15 protein-coding genes are annotated in these 15,489 nt (G+C 72.8%); 10 read left to right on the forward strand and 5 right to left on the reverse strand.

Annotated elements, in window-relative coordinates; all coding sequences use genetic code 11:
- Positions 1-2 precede the first annotated feature (2 nt).
- Complete coding sequence (locus tag DAERI_RS21055) at positions 3-875, forward strand: hypothetical protein (RefSeq protein ID WP_103131414.1); 873 nt, start codon at positions 3-5, stop codon at positions 873-875.
- Between the two features lie 10 nt (positions 876-885).
- On the opposite strand, the gene DAERI_RS21060 is transcribed toward DAERI_RS21055, so the two are convergent.
- On the reverse strand, positions 886-1,479 hold the full coding sequence (locus tag DAERI_RS21060; RefSeq protein ID WP_103131415.1) for a hypothetical protein: 594 nt from the start codon (positions 1,477-1,479) through the stop codon (positions 886-888).
- A 254-nt stretch (positions 1,480-1,733) separates the two neighbouring features.
- Entirely contained in the window at positions 1,734-2,648 is a 915-nt protein-coding gene (locus tag DAERI_RS21065) for a magnesium transporter CorA family protein (protein WP_103131416.1), read from the reverse strand.
- Between the two features lie 64 nt (positions 2,649-2,712).
- Here DAERI_RS21065 and DAERI_RS21070 point away from each other — a divergent pair, with 64 nt between their 5' ends.
- The gene (locus DAERI_RS21070) at positions 2,713-3,093 is read left to right on the forward strand and encodes a fluoride efflux transporter FluC (RefSeq protein ID WP_103131417.1); all 381 of its coding nucleotides are present in this window, start codon (positions 2,713-2,715) and stop codon (positions 3,091-3,093) included.
- Positions 3,090-4,310: an exodeoxyribonuclease VII large subunit gene (gene xseA / locus DAERI_RS21075; RefSeq protein ID WP_103131418.1), complete on the forward strand. Its 1,221-nt coding sequence runs from the start codon at positions 3,090-3,092 to the stop codon at positions 4,308-4,310. Before DAERI_RS21070 ends, xseA begins: the two co-directional genes overlap by 4 nt.
- A gap of 556 nt (positions 4,311-4,866) precedes the next feature.
- On the opposite strand, the gene DAERI_RS21080 is transcribed toward xseA, so the two are convergent.
- The 3 genes from DAERI_RS21080 to DAERI_RS21090 form a co-directional block, all read right to left on the reverse strand.
- Positions 4,867-6,633 carry a copper amine oxidase N-terminal domain-containing protein gene (locus DAERI_RS21080; RefSeq protein WP_235610498.1) on the reverse strand — a complete coding sequence of 589 codons (1,767 nt, stop codon included), beginning with the start codon at positions 6,631-6,633 and terminating at the stop codon, positions 4,867-4,869.
- A 98-nt stretch (positions 6,634-6,731) separates the two neighbouring features.
- Entirely contained in the window at positions 6,732-8,840 is a 2,109-nt protein-coding gene (locus DAERI_RS21085) for a tetratricopeptide repeat protein (protein ID WP_103131419.1), read from the reverse strand.
- Positions 8,837-9,403: a glycerol-3-phosphate acyltransferase gene (locus tag DAERI_RS21090; protein WP_103131420.1), complete on the reverse strand. Its 567-nt coding sequence runs from the start codon at positions 9,401-9,403 to the stop codon at positions 8,837-8,839. Before DAERI_RS21090 ends, DAERI_RS21085 begins: the two co-directional genes overlap by 4 nt.
- A 177-nt stretch (positions 9,404-9,580) precedes the next feature.
- Here DAERI_RS21090 and DAERI_RS21095 point away from each other — a divergent pair, with 177 nt between their 5' ends.
- The 7 genes from DAERI_RS21095 to DAERI_RS21125 form a co-directional block, all read left to right on the forward strand.
- Positions 9,581-10,330 carry a HesA/MoeB/ThiF family protein gene (locus DAERI_RS21095; RefSeq protein ID WP_103131421.1) on the forward strand — a complete coding sequence of 250 codons (750 nt, stop codon included), beginning with the start codon at positions 9,581-9,583 and terminating at the stop codon, positions 10,328-10,330.
- Between the two features lie 147 nt (positions 10,331-10,477).
- Positions 10,478-10,822 carry an HU family DNA-binding protein gene (locus DAERI_RS21100; protein ID WP_103131422.1) on the forward strand — a complete coding sequence of 115 codons (345 nt, stop codon included), beginning with the start codon at positions 10,478-10,480 and terminating at the stop codon, positions 10,820-10,822.
- 107 nt (positions 10,823-10,929) lie between these two features.
- Entirely contained in the window at positions 10,930-11,832 is a 903-nt protein-coding gene (locus tag DAERI_RS21105) for an ABC transporter substrate-binding protein (RefSeq protein ID WP_103131423.1), read from the forward strand.
- 97 nt (positions 11,833-11,929) lie between these two features.
- Positions 11,930-13,060 carry an ABC transporter permease gene (locus DAERI_RS21110; RefSeq protein ID WP_501162155.1) on the forward strand — a complete coding sequence of 377 codons (1,131 nt, stop codon included), beginning with the start codon at positions 11,930-11,932 and terminating at the stop codon, positions 13,058-13,060.
- A complete protein-coding gene (locus DAERI_RS21115; protein WP_103131424.1) occupies positions 13,057-13,989 on the forward strand; it encodes an ABC transporter ATP-binding protein in 933 nt (310 codons plus the stop codon). The genes DAERI_RS21110 and DAERI_RS21115 overlap by 4 nt, the downstream gene beginning before the upstream one ends.
- Positions 13,986-14,720, forward strand: coding sequence for an ABC transporter permease (locus DAERI_RS21120; RefSeq protein WP_103131425.1), 735 nt, complete (start codon positions 13,986-13,988; stop codon positions 14,718-14,720). The genes DAERI_RS21115 and DAERI_RS21120 overlap by 4 nt, the downstream gene beginning before the upstream one ends.
- Positions 14,721-15,005: 285 nt before the next feature.
- The coding region (locus DAERI_RS21125) for a CarD family transcriptional regulator (protein WP_235610499.1) at positions 15,006-15,489 on the forward strand (484 nt) is incomplete at its 3' end.

Here is a 15,489-nt window from a genome sequence, read left to right on the forward strand (position 1 = left end):
GCATGGTAGGCGACTCACCGCGCCGACCCGTTCACCTGCGGCCCACTCTCCTCGCCCTGCATGAGGGGCGCGGGATCGGCTACGAGCTGGACGGGGTGACCTACGGGCTCGTGTGGCCGGGCGCTGGAGAGCCGGGGGAGGCAGAGGCCACCCGGGTCGCCCTCCTCCACGCCGCCGCGCTCGACCTGCGGCAGGTTGAGGTGCAACCGCCCACCCCCGTCCCGGCGGAAAGCCCTGGGGGGATGGGGTTTGCGCTCAGCGCCCAGGCAGGAGACCCCGCGAGGGCTCTTCAGGCTGCCCGGCTCGCCCTGGCCCTGGCGCGGCTGGCAGACGGGCAGAGCCTCTCGGCGGAAGAACGCGGGGGGCTGTGCCAGGAACACGGCCCCCCAACCACACGTGAAGTCATCCTGCATGCCGACGGCAGCGCCGACAAGGGGGACGGCAGCCTCAGCGTGGGCTACACCCTGAATGGCAGGCCCTACGCCGCCTTTCTGGGCGAACGGGGCCACGAGTACCTGGCCGAGCGGGAGGCGATCCGGCTGGCACTCACCCACGCCCGGCTGCTGGGCTACGAACGGTTCCGGGTCCTCAGCGACCACCGCTTCCACGTGCGCCGCTACGCCGAGAACCTCGTCCACCGGGGGCGCCGCAAGTCGGGCTCGCTGGAGCGGCTGGACGCCCTGGTGGACGACCTCGGGCCTGCCGTCTCCTTCGAGTACACCGGGACGAGCGCGACCGACGCCCCGCACCGCCTGGCCGTCCACGCCCGGGCGCTGCACCGGCTGGCCTTGGGGCAGCCCCCCTCCCGTTCGCAGGCCGTGGCGCTCCGGCGGGTGCATTTCGCGCGCCGGGTGGGAGGCGGGGTGCTGTACTGAGGACGCTGGACTACCCCACCCGCCCCACCTCCCGCCCGTCCCGGAACTGGTGCACGGCGGTGTGGTCGCCCCCCTCCGTCACGCCCAGTTCGACGAGCAGGCCCACGGCGTACCGGAACAGTCCCTGTTCGCCGGGCAGCGTGTACCGCTGGAGTTTCTCCTTGGCGTCCAGCACGCTGCCCCAGCCGCGGGCGTCGCCCAGCAGCCGCACCTCGACCACCAGCACGTTGAGGTGGTTCTCCTCGCGGTAGTGGACGATGATGTCGGGGTAGGCGCCCGTGACGGTCTGGGTGGCGGCCTCGGCCTCGGGCTCGCTCAGGCCCTGGCGGATCAGGTTGCGGCGCAGGTCCCGCTGGCGGGGGCGGCTCATGTAGGGAAAGTCGTAGGTCGGCTCGTCGACCCGGCTGTTGCGGCTGTACTCGCAGTCGGTGTGAAAGCCCGGAAACTGCCGCTCCAGGTACACCGCGAGCCGGTGGACGAGGCTTTTGGGGTTGAGCTTGCGCTCAATCAGCAGGCGGTCGAACGCCCACAGGTCGGCGAGTGCCCTCTGGGACCGCTGGAGGATGACTTCTTCCTCGGGACACTGGAGCACCACGGGCGGCATGGGCCAGCGTAGCCGAGGTGGTGCCCGGGCGTGCAACCGGGGGTTGGACAGGCTCGGCGCGGGGAACGCCGGTACAACCGGGCCAGCGGTGCCCCGGCCCCCCGCCCGGCCCGTTCGGACTCCTGACAGAGCCCGTCACGCTGAGCTGCGCGCGAGGCACCGCCTACCTGGCATCCTGGGACCCTTCACCTGCGCTCAGGGTGACGCCGCTGCTTGTGAGGTCGGTGATGATCGGCGGCCCGCCACCCGGCGTCTCACCACCACCCGCGCCGCTTGAAGTAGTACGCCAGCAGGCCGCCGACGAGCAGGAAAGACCCCCAGGCGAAGGCGTAGCCGTAGCGCCACGACAACTCGGGGATGAGGTGGAAGTTCATGCCCCACACGCCCGCCAGAAAGGTCAGGGGCAGGAAGATCACGCTCACGGCGGTCAGGGTCCGCATCACCTCGTTCATGCGCTGGCTCTGGAGGTTCAGGTGCAGGTCGAGCAGGCTGGTCAGGAAGTCGCGCAGACCGTCCAGGCGGCTCGACACCCGGCTGAAGGAGTCCTGCACGTCGCGGTAGCGCACGAGGTCGGCGGCGGTGCCGTCGGCGTGGCGGGCGAACAGGGCGACGGCCTCGCGGGCGTCCCCGCCGAGGCGGCGGGCCTGGGCGAGCAGGTGCTTGAGGTCGAACACCTGCCCGACCGGGTTGGCGCGCACATTGGTGAAGACCCGCTCCTCCAGCTCCTCCACCCGCAATTCCAGGGCGTCGGCGAGGACGAAAAAGGTGTCCGCCGTCTGGTCGAGCAGTTCGTACACGACCTCGGGCGCCGTATTCACGCTCTCGCGGCCCACCAGGGTCCAGACCGCCTCCAGCGCCCGCGTGCCCCCGCTGCTGAGGGTGAGGACCGACCCCGCAAACAGAAAGAGGCTGACGCGCTCGGTGAATTCCTCGCACTCCACCGGCTGCGCGAAGGACCGGATGGTGATGAAGGCGTGCTCGGGGTAGGCCTCCGCCCGGCTCCAGTGGCCGCGTTCCAGCGCGTCCTCCAGCGCGAGGCGGTTGAGGGGAAAGGCCGAGCGCAACCGGGCGAGTTCCGGCTCGGTGACGGCCTGCGCGTCCACCCACACACCCTCGGTTTCGCCCTGCCAGTCGAGGTCAGTGCCGCTCAGGGTCTTGGCGCGAATCATGGACGAATCGTAGAGCGTGGGGCGCGGGACGTGGACCGGGCGACGCTCCCCTATCCTGTCTCCCGTGAGCGGCGGGCTGTGGCTGTGGTTGATGCTGGGGGGAGCGGCGGGGGCCGTGTGCCGTCAGGGGGTGGTGCTGGCCCTCGCGCCCCTCGTCCTGCGGACCGGGTTCCCGCTGGCGGTGCTCCTGATCAACGTGCTGGGCTCCTTTCTCCTGGGCCTGACCGTGGCGCTCGTTGGGCGCGGCGTGTGGCCGGAGGCGGTGCGGGTGGCCTTCGGCACCGGGGTGCTGGGCGCCTTCACGACCTTCTCGACCTTCAGCGTGGAGGTAGACACGCTGCTGGGCCGGGGCGCGGTCGGCCTCGCCGCGCTCTACGCGGGGCTGAGCGTGGGCCTGGGCGTCCTCGCGGCGGTGCTGGGCCGGCACCTGGGGGCGAGGCTATGACCGGGCGCAAGCGGAAGAAGAGCGAGACCACCCGTCCCCCCGAGCAGTTTCTCGACCTGGCGGACGTGCTCGTGTACGTGGGGCAGGTCATCGCGCGGGGTGTGCCGGGGGCGGTCTGGGTCCGGGCGGAGATTGCCGCCCTCACCGACCGCCGCCACCTCTACCTCGACCTCGTGCAACTGGAGGACGGGGCCGAGGTCGCCAAGTGCCGGGCGACCGTCTGGGCGCGCGAGCGCTACGCCCTGGAGGGCAAGTTCCGCCGCGCGACGGGCGGCACGCTGACGGCGGGCCTCAAGGTGCTGCTCTTCTGCACGGCGGAGTTTCACCCCCAGTACGGCTTCTCGCTCAACGTGCTCGACGTGGCGCCCGAGTTCACGCTCGGCGACGCGGCCCTGCGGCTGGACGCCCTGCGCGAGACGCTGGTGCGCGAGGGCGTGTACGGGCGCAACCGCTCGCTCCCCGCCCCGACCGACTTTGCGCGGGTGGTCGTGATCAGTCCCCGGGAGGCGGCGGGCCTGGGCGACTTCCGCCGCGAGACGGACGCCCTGGAGGCCGCCGGGGTGGTCGAGTTCCTGTACCTGGAGGCGACCTTCCAGGGGCGGGAGGCCTCCGCGAGTCTGACGGCAGCCATCGCGGAAGCCCGGGACGCCCACGGGGAGGAGCCGCTCGACGCCCTCGTCGTCATCCGCGGGGGCGGGGCGGTGACCGACCTCGCCTGGCTCAACGACCTGGAGGTGGCCCGCGCGCTCGCCACCTTCCCCGCCCCCGTGATCACCGGCCTGGGCCACGCCCGCGACGACACCCTCCCCGACGAGGTCGCCTGCATCCGCACGGACACGCCCAGCAAGGCGGCGGGCCTGATCGTCCGCACAGTCGCCGCCGCCGCCGCCCAGGCGCAGGAGGACGCCCGCACCATCCGCGCCCGCGCCCGCGACGTGCTGATCAACGCGGACGCCGGGGCCAGGTGGATCCTCGACCGCATCCTGGGCACCGCCCGCCGCCAGGCCGACGCCGCCCACGCCGAGACCGACGCCCTGATGCGCCAAGCCCTGGGCCTCACCCCCGAACGGACGCTGGCGCGCGGCTACGCGCTGGTGCGGGACGCGGGGGGCACCCCCATCACCCGCGCCACCCAGGTCGAGGTGGGACAACCCCTCACGCTGGAATTCAGGGACGGGACCGTGGGCGTCCGGGTGACGGACAAGGGCGAGCGTTGAGGAGGGGTTGGGAGAGAGTCCTGATGCCGAACAGGATGCGGGTGCGGAGGTGGGCGTTGCCCCGCTCCTGGCGCTATGCCAGTCCCTGGAGGGCAAGCTGGCGCTTGCTTCCTTCCCCCCTATGCAAGCCTCCCCCACAAGGGGGGAGGAGGAACAGTGCCGAGGCTTTTGCTTCTCAAAACCGTCTCCTGTGGACGGCCCATTCCCCCAAGCGGCTCGCGCTCGCACCGCCTTCACCCCGCCTTGCTCGCGCAGCGAGACGGTGGGCCCGTAGCTCAGGATGCAGCAAGATCAAACCTTGCGCGCGGAGAGTAGCGGCCACAGGCGCAGCGGGCGAGCCCCTTGCCCAGCGCAGCGCCGCTCCCCCTCCACCGAGAAGAGAGACACGTGAGTGGACTGAGCGTCAACGCGCGGGCCGCCCCGCGCGGCGGAGTCGTCGCCCCCTCTGGGGGGAGGGGGCTGGGGGGTGGGGGTAACCCGCAGCAAGACCCCCTGCCCCTCAGCTCACCCTCCGTACGTCTCCGTCACGCTCCCCGGCCCCCTGAAAACTCGGCCCTCAGGGCTGATACGTCTTCCGCACCCCCCCGAAGCCCGCCTGTGGCCGGGTGGGATAGAAGACCAGGCTGATGGGCAAACTACTCCCGCTGGCAGGCACAAAATCAATGTCTAACCGGTCCGACTGTGCGCGCCACAGCAACACAGGCTGGTCGGGCGTGAGCGCATTCCCGCTGCGGGGCAGCTTGATCGTCTGGGAGACCGGGCCGTCCTCGATATTCATGGCGCCCCGGTACAGCCCCCCGCGCGGGCTGAAGGCGACGGCGGTTCCGCCCGCCCCGTACACCTGGAGGTCATACAGGACGCCGTAATTGCCCAGCAACCGCTGGGGACGGCCCGTCAGCCGGTCCACACCGTCCAGCGCCGGGTCCACCCGCCCGTCCCCGATCACCAGCCGGGCGGGGAGCGAGGCGAGGTTCACCCGCAGGGACCGCACGGCGTTCGGGAAGGTGCCTCGCTGGTGCCGCTCGTCGGGCTGGAGGTAGGGAATCTGCTGCACGACCTGCGCGGTGGCGGGCAGGCCCTCCTCCAGCATCACGAAGGTGAGTTCCACCCGCCCCGAGGCCGTCAGGTCCTGCATGACGTTCACACCGCTGCCGGGGTTCAGGGTGGGGCTGGCGTACACGGCGGCGCTCTGCCCGGGTGCGAGGTTCAGGACATGGCCGCCCGCGCTGGCGAAGTAGTCCAGCAGGGTGACCTGCCCCAGCAACCCCTCGATGCGGGTGGGAGCCGTCTCGCCCAGCCGCTCGGTGCGGACCTCGACCGCCCGGCCCTCGACGTTGCGCGCCAGGATGTACAGGCGGGCGGGGCGGCCCAGCGCGTTGAGGTGGTAGGCGAGCAGCCGTGCCCGCCCGGACACCGTGTCCTGGTACAGCACGCCGCTCTGGGTGGGGGCCTCGGGGCTGTCGCTGAAGAGCAGCGGGTAGCTCGGGCCGGGCACGGGCAGGGCGGTCAGGGCGGGGTAGCCGGAGACCAGCGGGTCGGCGAAGCGGTCGCCGGGCTCGGCGTACTTCAGGGCGTAGCTCAGCGGGGTATCGACCGCCGCGCCCTGCACCTGGATGGTGCGGCTGTAGGGCTGGCTCTGGAGGCCCCGGCTGTTCGTGACCTGGAGGGTGACCGTGTACGTGCCCGGCTGGAAGTAGGCGTCCTGCCGCCCCGTCCACTTGCGGCTCGTGATGTCCGCGCCGTCGGGGTCGAAGGGGTAGTCGGTGAAGATGATCCGCTCGCCCGGCGCGTACACCGTCTTGTCGGTGGAGAAGCGGGCCTGCGGGGCCAGGGGATTGCCCCCCTCGCGCAGCGCGGTCAGGGTGACGGTGCGCCCCCCGTCGTCCACATTGAGGTTGGCCCCCAGCGCGTCGGCGAGGAGCCGGACCCCGACGTAGACCGTGGTGTCCACCGTGGCGACGTTCCCCCCGGGCTGGGACACGCCCCCCAGCGTGGCGCTGCCCGCCGCCGGGTCCACCGTCAGGCGTCCGAGCCCCATCTGCCCGCCCGTCTCCGTCAGGGTCTGGCCCAGCAGCGCGGCGGTCTCGCGCAGGGGCAGCATGAGGCGCCCGTTCACCAGCCGCGGCGGCGCGAGGTACCGCACGGGCTGGCCGTTGAGCGAGGCCGCCGTCTGGTCGGTCGAGACGGTGAGCTGCACCGCCCCCAGGGCGGCGGCGGGTGCGGCCCCCAGGGCCAGGGCGGCGAGCAACAGGCGGCCAGACGCAAGAAGGCCTCGGGGGCGGGGCACGCGGGGGGGGTTGGGAAGAAGGCGGGGCACCGGCATCCGGGGAAGTATGCGGGCCGGAGCTGATCGTTGTCTGCCGGGTTTTGTCCCGGGGCGCCGTCCCTCAAGAAAGGATGATGGTCGAGGCAGCCCTCCCCTCAGGTGGCCGCCCGCTCCCGGCGCCGCCTCCGGGCATAGCGCAACTCCGCGGCGATGAACGCGGCGGTGTTGAGCACGTAGGTGGACGCGAGCAGCGTCAGCAGCAGGCCCCGGGTGCCCGGCTGCACCAGCCCCTCCGGCGGGGGAAAACGGATCAGCCCCGCCGGCGAGGCCAGCCCGGCGAGCGCCGCGCCCCAGGCGAGCAGCAGCACGCCGCCCCAGGCGCCCTCCAGCAGGGAGCTGCCCGGCAGCAGCAGCGCGGCCAGGCGGTAGGGGGCGGGGCGGCCCTGCCGGTGAGCCCCGGTGGGCCGCGGGACGAGCAGCGCGAGCGCGAGCCCCGCCAGCACCCCCAACGCCGCCAGGAAGGCCCACCCCAGCCGCACGCCCTGACCCGGCCCCGGGGCGAGGGTGCCCAGGGGGTCGCGCAGGTCGCGCATCAGCGTCACGCTGAGGTCACCCTGCACGGCGCGGGTCAGGCTGCGGTCGTCGGGGTAGCACAGCCGGGGTTCCCCGGGGCGGTAGGCCCGCTGGAAGAGGGTGCCCGGCGTGCCGGGGCTCAGGCCGAGGTTGTAGGCGGCGGCGGCGAGGTCAGGCCGGTCGGCGAGGGCGGCGCGGTAGAGGTCGCGCGCCTGGGGCAGGTCCCCGCGCGCCTGCGCGATCACGCCGAGGTTGTTCAGCGCGCAGGGGTCGCCGGGTGCCCGGGCGTAACGGTCGCGGGCCGCGCTCTCGTCCCCGTCGAGCTGGGCGCTCAGCCCCGCGAGCAGCGCCGTGTCGGGGGTCGCCCGCAGGTCCAGGTCGTCGAGCTGGGCCGCGTACCAGCCCCCGCCGTACGTGCCGATGTTCAGGGCGGGAGCCTGGAGGCGGGCGGCGGCGCCATTCGCCCACTGCCACCCCGCCACGCTCGTCAGGAGTCCGGCCGCCAGCGCCACAAGCACCAGCCGCTCCCCGAAGGGGGCGTACAGCACGGCCACCCGCCGCGCCCGCGCGAGGGGATGACGACCCCAGGAGGCCCAGCGGCCCCCCAGCGGGCGCAGGTCCTCCCCCTGGACTCGCCACGCCCGCAGCGTCAGGGCGAGCAGGGCCGCCCCCAGCGCGAGCAGCAGCGCCAGCGTCACGAGCCGCAGCACGGCCCGCACCTGCTGCGGCGCCTCCGGCCCCAGGTTGTAGAGGGTCCCGGCCCGCAGCCCCCGCGAGAACTGCCGCCACTCCTCGGCCTCGCCGCCCCGGCCCTGCGCGTCGAGCAAGTCGGCGTAGCGCGCGTACAGGGCCGGGCCGCCCTCGAAGCGGGGGTGCAGGTCGCGCAGGTAGCGCATCCAGACCTCCGCCCGCCCCAGCCGCCCCTGGTCGAGCAGGGTCCCCACGTAACCACTGGGGTTCCCATAGGCGAAGAGCGCCTGGCGGCTGACACGGACCTCCGGGTCGTAGCCCCGCGCGGCGGCGTCCCGGCGCGCCCGGTCGAGGGCGAGGTCGGCGGCGGCGGGAAACCCGGCGGCGTCCAGCCCCGCCGCGAGCTGCACCCAGGCGGGAAAGGGCAACTCGGCCCCCAGCGTGCGGCGCACCGCCTCCAGGGTGGCGTAGCGGTCCCCCCGCCGCGCCGCCTGCCCCGCCTCTGCCAGCGCCAGGAAGGGGTTGAGGGGGTCCTCGCGGGCCGCCCGCGCCAGGTCCTCGGTGGGCACCAGGCGGGCGGCGCGGGCCAGCCACCCCGTCACCTCGGGGTCGGGGGGAAAGACCACCCGCTCCAGCACCTCACCCCCGCCCCCCGGGTCCCCCAGCGTGAAGCGCTCGACGTACCCGTCCCCCTGGGTGGAGACGCGCAGGGTCCCGCCCGTCGCGTCCAGCGACGTGACTGGGGCGGGCAGGGCGTAACGGGCCCTCAGCCTGCCGTCCTCCCCCACGGCGTCCACCATCGGCCCAACGCCCAGGTACACGGTGTCCCCCAGCGTCACCGGGCCGGTCAGGTCGCCCAGCTCCGCCGGGTAGGTCCGCGCCCAGCGCAGGGCGGGGCCGTCCTCGAAGCGCAGGGTGCGGCCCACGAGCGCGGCGTCCGCCCCCGCCACGCCGTCCAGGAACAGGCCGCCCAGCAGGGCGAGGAGCAGGGCGCGCCTCATGCGGGCCGCTTCTCCACCCGCAGCAGATGCAGGGCGCGCACCGCCATCGCCGCGCCCCCCGCCAGCAGGTCGGGCAGGCCGCCGAAGCGCAGCGCGAGCAGCATACCGAGCGGGACGACCACCGCGGTGGCGAAGGGGACGGCGTTCAGCCCCAGCCGCGCCTGGAGGGTGCCTTTGTACAGCGGGATCAGCGCCAGCCCGGCGGCGAGCATCCCGCCCAGCGTGACCGGCGCGACGACGAGCAGCGCCCCCATGAGCGGCGCGATGCCGCCCCCGCCCGCGAAACGGAAGAACACCGGGTAGCAGTGCCCCAGCACCACCGCCAGCGTGGCGGGCCAGGTGAGGTCCGGCGTCAGCCAGCGGGCGAGGAGCGCGGCGGCCACCCCCTTGGCAACGTCAAAGGCCGTCACGCCCAGCGCCGCCGCCAGGCCGTGCTGGCGGTACGTGCCGCTCCCGCCCGGCAGGTCCCGGTCACGGATGTCCGCCCCGAGGGCGCGCGAGTACAGCACGCCCGCCACCAGGGAGCCGAGCAGATACGAGACGAGGACGACCAGGGCGAGCATTCGGCGCATTCTAGAGCGAGCGGGCAGGCGGGACGTGCTTCAGTACAGCGCCTGATCCTTGACCCCTCTTCCCTGGTGGGAGAGGGGCGCTACGAAGCAGCGGGGTGAGGGGGAGCCGCGGGAAGAACACCTGTTGAACCCCTGTCGTCACCCGGCCCGCCCTCTAAACTCCTCCCCATGACTTCCCCCTCCCCCCAGCCTCCCCTCTCGCGGGACGAACTGCGGCGCTACTCGCGGCAACTGCTCGTGCCCGAGTGGCAGGAGGCGGGCGCGCAGGAGCGGCTGCGGGCGGCGGCGGTCCTCGTGGTGGGGGCGGGCGGGTTGGGCGGCCCCGTGATCCTGCAACTCGCCGGGGCCGGGGTGGGGCGGCTGGTGATCTCGGACGGCGATGCGGTGGACCTCAGCAACCTGCATCGCCAGACGCAGTTCACGGCGGCGGACGTGGGGCGGCGCAAGGCCGAGGTGGCGGCGGCTCGGGCGCAAGCCCTCAATCCCCGGGTGGGGGTGGAGGTGGCCCCGGCGCTGGACGAGGGCAATGCCGACGCACTCGTTACGGGCGCTGACCTCGTGGTGGACGCGACCGACAACTTCGCGGCGCGGTACGGAATTGCGGATGCCTGCCGCCGGGCGGGCCGCGAGTGGGTGTGGGGCGCGGCGAGCGGCACGGCGGGGATGGTCAGCGTGTTCGGGCCTGGCCTCGGCCTGCGCGACGTGTTCCCCGACCCCGGCGAGGCCGAGTCCTGCGACGAGGCGGGCGTGTTGGGGCCGCTGCCGAACATCGTGGGGGGCGTGATGGCCCTGGAGGCTCTTAAAGTGCTGGGGGGGGTGGGGGACGTCTTGCGGGGGCGGCTGTGGACCTTCGACGCGCTGGACGGGCGGGTGCGGGTCCTTCGGCTCCGTGAAGCCGTCTCTTCCGGGCAGGACTGAGGCGCCCTTCTTGTCTCCCCGGGGACAGCGGAACTGCCTAGAAAAGTGGGCGCAGGGCGGGTTTCCCGGCTTGCTCTTTGCCGAACGTGTGTTACTGTGCATTTGAGCCAACAATTCCGCTCAAATTCATTCGACGGAGGACCCCCCATGGCAAGGACCCGCCAGACCGCCGCCCGTGAAGACAGCGAGCCCCAGGCCCCCGCCGCCAGGGAGCGCGGCAAGATTTCCAAGACGCAGATCATCGAGCAGGTCGTGGGCCGCACCAGCCTGAACCGCAAGCAGGCGAGCGCGGCGGTCGCCTGCATGGTCGAGACGGTCGTGGACGCCCTGCGCTCTGGCCGCAGCGTGGGGCTGCCCGGCCTGGGCACCCTGAGCGTCATCCAGACCGCCGGGCGTCAGGGCGTGCGCCCCGGCACCAGCGAGCGCATTCAGATTCCTCCCGGGAAAAAGATTCGCTTCAAGGTGGCGACTACCCTCCGCGGCAACCTCTAACCCGCAGGCGCAGTGACAGGCCGCTCCTCGTGGGGTGGCCCACGGTTCAGCTTTGTGACCTGCCCTACCCGCCCCCCCATGGGTAGGGGATTAGGTTGGGACCCATCATGAAGACCATCCTCTGGCTCTCGCTGGCCGCCCTGCTGGGCCAAGCCGCGGCCAAGCCCATCGTGGTGGGCAGCAAACTCGACCCCGAGGCGCAGATTCTGGGGCAGATGATCGTGCTGACTCTGCGAAACGCCGGGTTGGAGGTCACCGACCGCACCAACCTGGGCGACACCGGCGTGAACCGCAAGGCGATCCTGGCGGGCGAGATCGACGTGTATCCCGAGTACACCGGGAACGCGGTGTACCTGTTTCCCCAGGCCAAGATCAGCACCACGGAGGCGGGGAACCCCGGCAAGATCTACGGGTACGCCCGGCAGCTCGACCTGAAAAACGGCGTCACCTGGCTCCGGCCCGCCAACGTGAACAACACCTGGGTGATCGCCGTGCCGCAGGCCCTCGCCGCGCAGAACAAGCTCAATTCGGTCGCCGACCTGGCCCGTTATCTGAAGGGCGGCGGAAAGTTCAAGATCGCGGGCTCGCCCGAGTTCTTCAACCGCCCGGACACCATGCCCGCCTTCGAGAAGGCCTACGGCTTCAAGCTGCGGCCCGACCAGAAGTTGGTGCTGGCGGGCGCCACCCCTCCCCAGACGCAGCAGGCGGCGGCGAACGGCACCAACGGGGTCAATGCCGCGATGGCCTACGGCACCGACGGCACGCTGGCCGCGCTGAAGCTCGTGGCGCTGAAGGACCCGAAGGGCGCGCAGGCCGTCTACCAGCCCGCGCCGATCATCCGCACCGCCGTCCTGAAGGCGAACCCGCAGATCGCGGCGCTGCTGAACAAGACCTTCGCCACCCTGACGCAGACGACCCTTCAGGGCCTGAATGCCCAGGTCGCGCTGGAGGGCCGCACGGCGCAGGACGTGGCGCGGGACTACCTGAAGAGCAAGGGGCTGATCAAGTGAGCGCGGGCTTTTTCCCCCTGTGGGACAAGCCCAGACCGTGAGCGTCTCGGGCTGGCGAGGGGCGGGGGCCGGGTCGGCTTCCGCCCCCTCCCCTGTCGTGGGCGGCGCGGGCAGTGTCCTCCTGCTGGCGGCCCTGCCCATGCTGGCGGGCGCGCTTCTGCCCTGGGTGCTGCTGCGGCCCAACCGCCTCGCCCCGGGGGAGTACCTGCGGCTGCCCCCCCTGTTGGCCGGGGCCGGGCTGCTGCTGGCGGCGCTCCCCTTCCTCGCCACCCGACTCGCGCCGAGCCTGACCTGGCTCGCAGCATCAGCATCGCTCGCGGTCGTGGCGGGAGTCTGGGCTCTGGGGGAGCAGACGCGGGCGGCGCTGATCGGCCAGCCTCCCTTCGCGCGGGCGAGCGCGGCGAGCGGCGCGTGGCTGTTCCTGCTGGGGGCGGGGATCGCCGTCCGCGGGGCCGGGCTGATGGGTCGCCGCCAGCGCTGGCTCGCCTGGGCCTGGCTCCCCGCGGTCGCCGCATTCATCCTGGCCGGGCACCTGAACGCCTGGTCCGTCCTCGTTGAGGGGAGGAACGAGGGGCCGCGCTGGGGACAGGAGCTCGCGCAGCACCTGCGGCTGGTGGGGGAGGCCCTGGGCTCGGCGCTCCTGATCGGCGCCCCGCTCGCGGTCTGGGCCGCGGGCCGTGCCCGGGTGGCGGAAGGGGTTCTGGGTGTGGCGAACGGCATCCAGACCCTGCCGAGTCTCGCGCTGCTGGGCCTCCTGATCGCGCCGCTCTCGGCCCTGGCAGATACCCTTCCGGCCCTGCGCGCCCTGGGCGTCAGCGGGATCGGCGCCGCCCCGGCCCTCACCGCGATGACCCTGTACGCCCTGCTCCCGATCCTGCGGAACGGCGTGGTGGCGCTGCGGGGGGTGCCGCCCGGCCCGGTGGACGCCGCCCGGGGGATGGGCATGACCCCGGCGCAACTCTTCTGGCGGGTGCGCCTGCCGCTCGCCCTGCCGGTGTGGCTCAGCGGGGTCCGGCAGGCCGCCGTGCTCCTCGTCGGGGTGGCGTCCGTGGCGGCCCTGATCGGGGCGGGGGGACTGGGCACCTACATCTTCAAGGGTCTCCAGAGTGCCGCCGCCGACCTGATCCTGCTCGGCGCGGTCCCCGCCGCCCTCCTCGCCCTGGGGCTGGACGCGGGCCTGCGCGGGCTGGAGGTGCTGCTGGGCCGCTGGCTGGGGCGGGCCGGATGATCGAGCTTCAGGGGCTCGAAAAGCGGTACGGGGACCGCTACGCCGTCCGCGACCTCAATCTCGTCTTTCCCGAGGGCGAACTCACGGCGCTGCTGGGGCCATCGGGCTGCGGCAAGACCACCACGCTGCGGATGATCAACCGCCTGATTGAACCCGGCGCGGGCCGCGTCCTGCTGGGGGGGCGCGACACCCGCGAGCTGCGCCCCGAGGAGTTGCGGCGGGGCATCGGGTACGTCATCCAGCAGGTCGGGCTCTTTCCCCACCTGACGGTTGCGGGGAATGTGGCGACGGTGCCCGAGTTGCTGGGCTGGGACCGCCGCCGCACCGCCCGCCGGGTGGACGAGTTGCTGGACCTCGTGGGGCTGGACCCCGAGCAGTACCGCGCCAAGAAACCCGCCCAGCTCTCCGGCGGGCAGGCGCAGCGCGTGGGGGTGGCGCGGGCGCTCGCCGCCGACCCGCCCGTCCTCCTGATGGACGAGCCCTTCGGCGCCCTCGACCCCCTCGCTCGGGACCGCCTCCAGACGGCTTTTCGCGCCATCCAGCGCCGGTTGAAAAAGACGGTCGTGCTCGTCACCCACGACATCGACGAGGCGCTGCGGCTGGGGGACCGGGTCGCGCTGATGAACGCGGGCACCCTGGCCCAGTTCGGCCCGCCGGACGAGCTGATTCACCGCCCCGCCAGCCCCTTCGTGGGTCAGTTTCTGGGCGAGGACGCGGCCCTGCGCCAGCTCGCGGGCCGCACCGCCGCCGAGTTCGCGCGCCCGGGTGATCCAGCCGGCCTCCCGGCGGTCGAGGCCACGCTCGACGCCCGCCGAGCCCTGGGCGTCCTGCTGCGCGAGGGGACGGACGCCCTGGCGGTGACGCGGGGGAACGAGGTCCTCGGCGTGCTGCGCTGGCAGGACCTGCGAACGCGGAGGGGACAGCCGTGACCGCCCGTCCCCGTTCCCTCCCCTGGGGTGCCCTCCTGTGGCCGACCCTGCTGGCCCTCTGCCTGCTCCCCGGCGTGCTGCACCGGCTGGTGCAGCCGCTCTCGCCGGGTGCGCCGCTGACCTTCGATCCCCCGCTGTGGCAGCTCACGCTGACGCACCTGGGGCTGGTGCTGCTCGCCACGGGGGCCGTGCTGCTGCTCGGCCTGCCGCTGGCCGTGGCCGTCACGCGCCCGGGGCGGGAGGCGCCGCGCGCGCTGATTGAAACGCTCGTGGGGTTGGGGCAGACGGTCCCCACCCTCGCCATCCTGGCGCTGGCCGTGCCCGCCCTGGGCTTCGGCTGGGCACCCACCCTGCTGGGCCTCATCGTGTACGGCCTCGTCCCGGTCGTCAGCAACGGGGTGGCCGGACTGCTGGCGGTAGACCGCGACCTGCTTGGCGCGGCGCGGGGCATGGGCATGACGCCGGGCCAGCAACTCCGGCGGGTCGAGTGGCCGCTGGCCCTGCCCGTGCTGCTCGCCGGGGTCCGCACCAGCGTGGTGTACAACGTCGGGACGGCGACCGTGGGGGCAGCGCTGGGAGCCGGGGGCCTGGGCAGCCCGATCATCAATGGCCTCTCCCAGCAGAACTCCGGGCTGGTCCTTGTGGGGGCCGTGCTGGCCGCGCTGCTGGCCCTGAGCCTCGACGCCCTGCTGGGCCTGGTCGCGCCCCGGGAGCAGCCTCCCTCCGGGTAAAGGGCAGCGCTCCCGTTCCACCCCTGATTGTGATGAAATGCTCATAAAAGGCTGTTAAGGTGAGAATCATGCGGAATGGGTGTTTCCTCCACGGCTTCCCCACCGCACTGACCCTCCCAACCTGCTCCGCCCCCTCCTGAAAATGTCCCGGCCCAGCCCCACGCTGGGCCTTTGCCCTGAGAGATGGGGTGGAGAGGTCCGGCCCACGCCGAACGTGGGACAGCCAGTGGCTTCAGACCGTTGCGGCGCGGCTGACCACTCCGCCTTCCAGCAGAGGTGACCACGGTGAGCAGAGCAACCTTTCGCACGGGTGATCGCGTCGTCCTTCCCCCCTACGGCATCGGGGTGGTCAGCGGCACCTGCCAGCGGCCCGTCTCTGGAGAGACCCAGGCTTACTATCAGGTGGATTTTCCCAACACCTCCAGCCGCGCCTTTGTTCCGGTGAGTGCCCCACAGGACGCGGGCCTGCGGGCCGCCCTCACCACCGCCGACATGCCGCGTCTGCTGAGCCGCCTGCGAAACAGCCAGGAACTCAACCTGCCCCGGCAGTGGGCCGCGCGGCACCGGCGCGTCACCGAGATTCTGGTTAGCGGCGACCCCTACGAACTCGCCACCCTGACCTGCGAACTGCGGCGCTGGAACATGGAACGCGGCCTCCCGGACCTTGACCGCCAGGCCTTTCGCCGGGCCATTCGCCTGCTCGAACAGGAAGTGTGCGGCCTGGAAGATCAATGCGCGCAGGACGTGCAGGCACTTCTGGATCATGCCT

The sequence above is a fragment of the Deinococcus aerius genome (genome assembly GCF_002897375.1).
GTDB classification, from domain to species: domain Bacteria; phylum Deinococcota; class Deinococci; order Deinococcales; family Deinococcaceae; genus Deinococcus; species Deinococcus aerius.

What these genes read in the sequence shown, in the direction of transcription:
- DAERI_RS21055 (WP_103131414.1), top strand. Translation starts at nt 3, where the DNA reads ATGGTAGGCGACTCACCGCGCCGACCCGTTCACCTGCGGCCCACTCTC.
- DAERI_RS21060 (WP_103131415.1), bottom strand. Translation starts at nt 1,479, where the DNA reads ATGCCGCCCGTGGTGCTCCAGTGTCCCGAGGAAGAAGTCATCCTCCAG.
- DAERI_RS21065 (WP_103131416.1), bottom strand. Translation starts at nt 2,648, where the DNA reads ATGATTCGCGCCAAGACCCTGAGCGGCACTGACCTCGACTGGCAGGGC.
- xseA (WP_103131418.1), top strand. Translation starts at nt 3,090, where the DNA reads ATGACCGGGCGCAAGCGGAAGAAGAGCGAGACCACCCGTCCCCCCGAG.
- DAERI_RS21080 (WP_235610498.1), bottom strand. Translation starts at nt 6,633, where the DNA reads ATGCCGGTGCCCCGCCTTCTTCCCAACCCCCCCCGCGTGCCCCGCCCC.
- DAERI_RS21085 (WP_103131419.1), bottom strand. Translation starts at nt 8,840, where the DNA reads ATGAGGCGCGCCCTGCTCCTCGCCCTGCTGGGCGGCCTGTTCCTGGAC.
- DAERI_RS21090 (WP_103131420.1), bottom strand. Translation starts at nt 9,403, where the DNA reads ATGCTCGCCCTGGTCGTCCTCGTCTCGTATCTGCTCGGCTCCCTGGTG.
- DAERI_RS21095 (WP_103131421.1), top strand. Translation starts at nt 9,581, where the DNA reads ATGACTTCCCCCTCCCCCCAGCCTCCCCTCTCGCGGGACGAACTGCGG.
- DAERI_RS21100 (WP_103131422.1), top strand. Translation starts at nt 10,478, where the DNA reads ATGGCAAGGACCCGCCAGACCGCCGCCCGTGAAGACAGCGAGCCCCAG.
- DAERI_RS21105 (WP_103131423.1), top strand. Translation starts at nt 10,930, where the DNA reads ATGAAGACCATCCTCTGGCTCTCGCTGGCCGCCCTGCTGGGCCAAGCC.
- DAERI_RS21115 (WP_103131424.1), top strand. Translation starts at nt 13,057, where the DNA reads ATGATCGAGCTTCAGGGGCTCGAAAAGCGGTACGGGGACCGCTACGCC.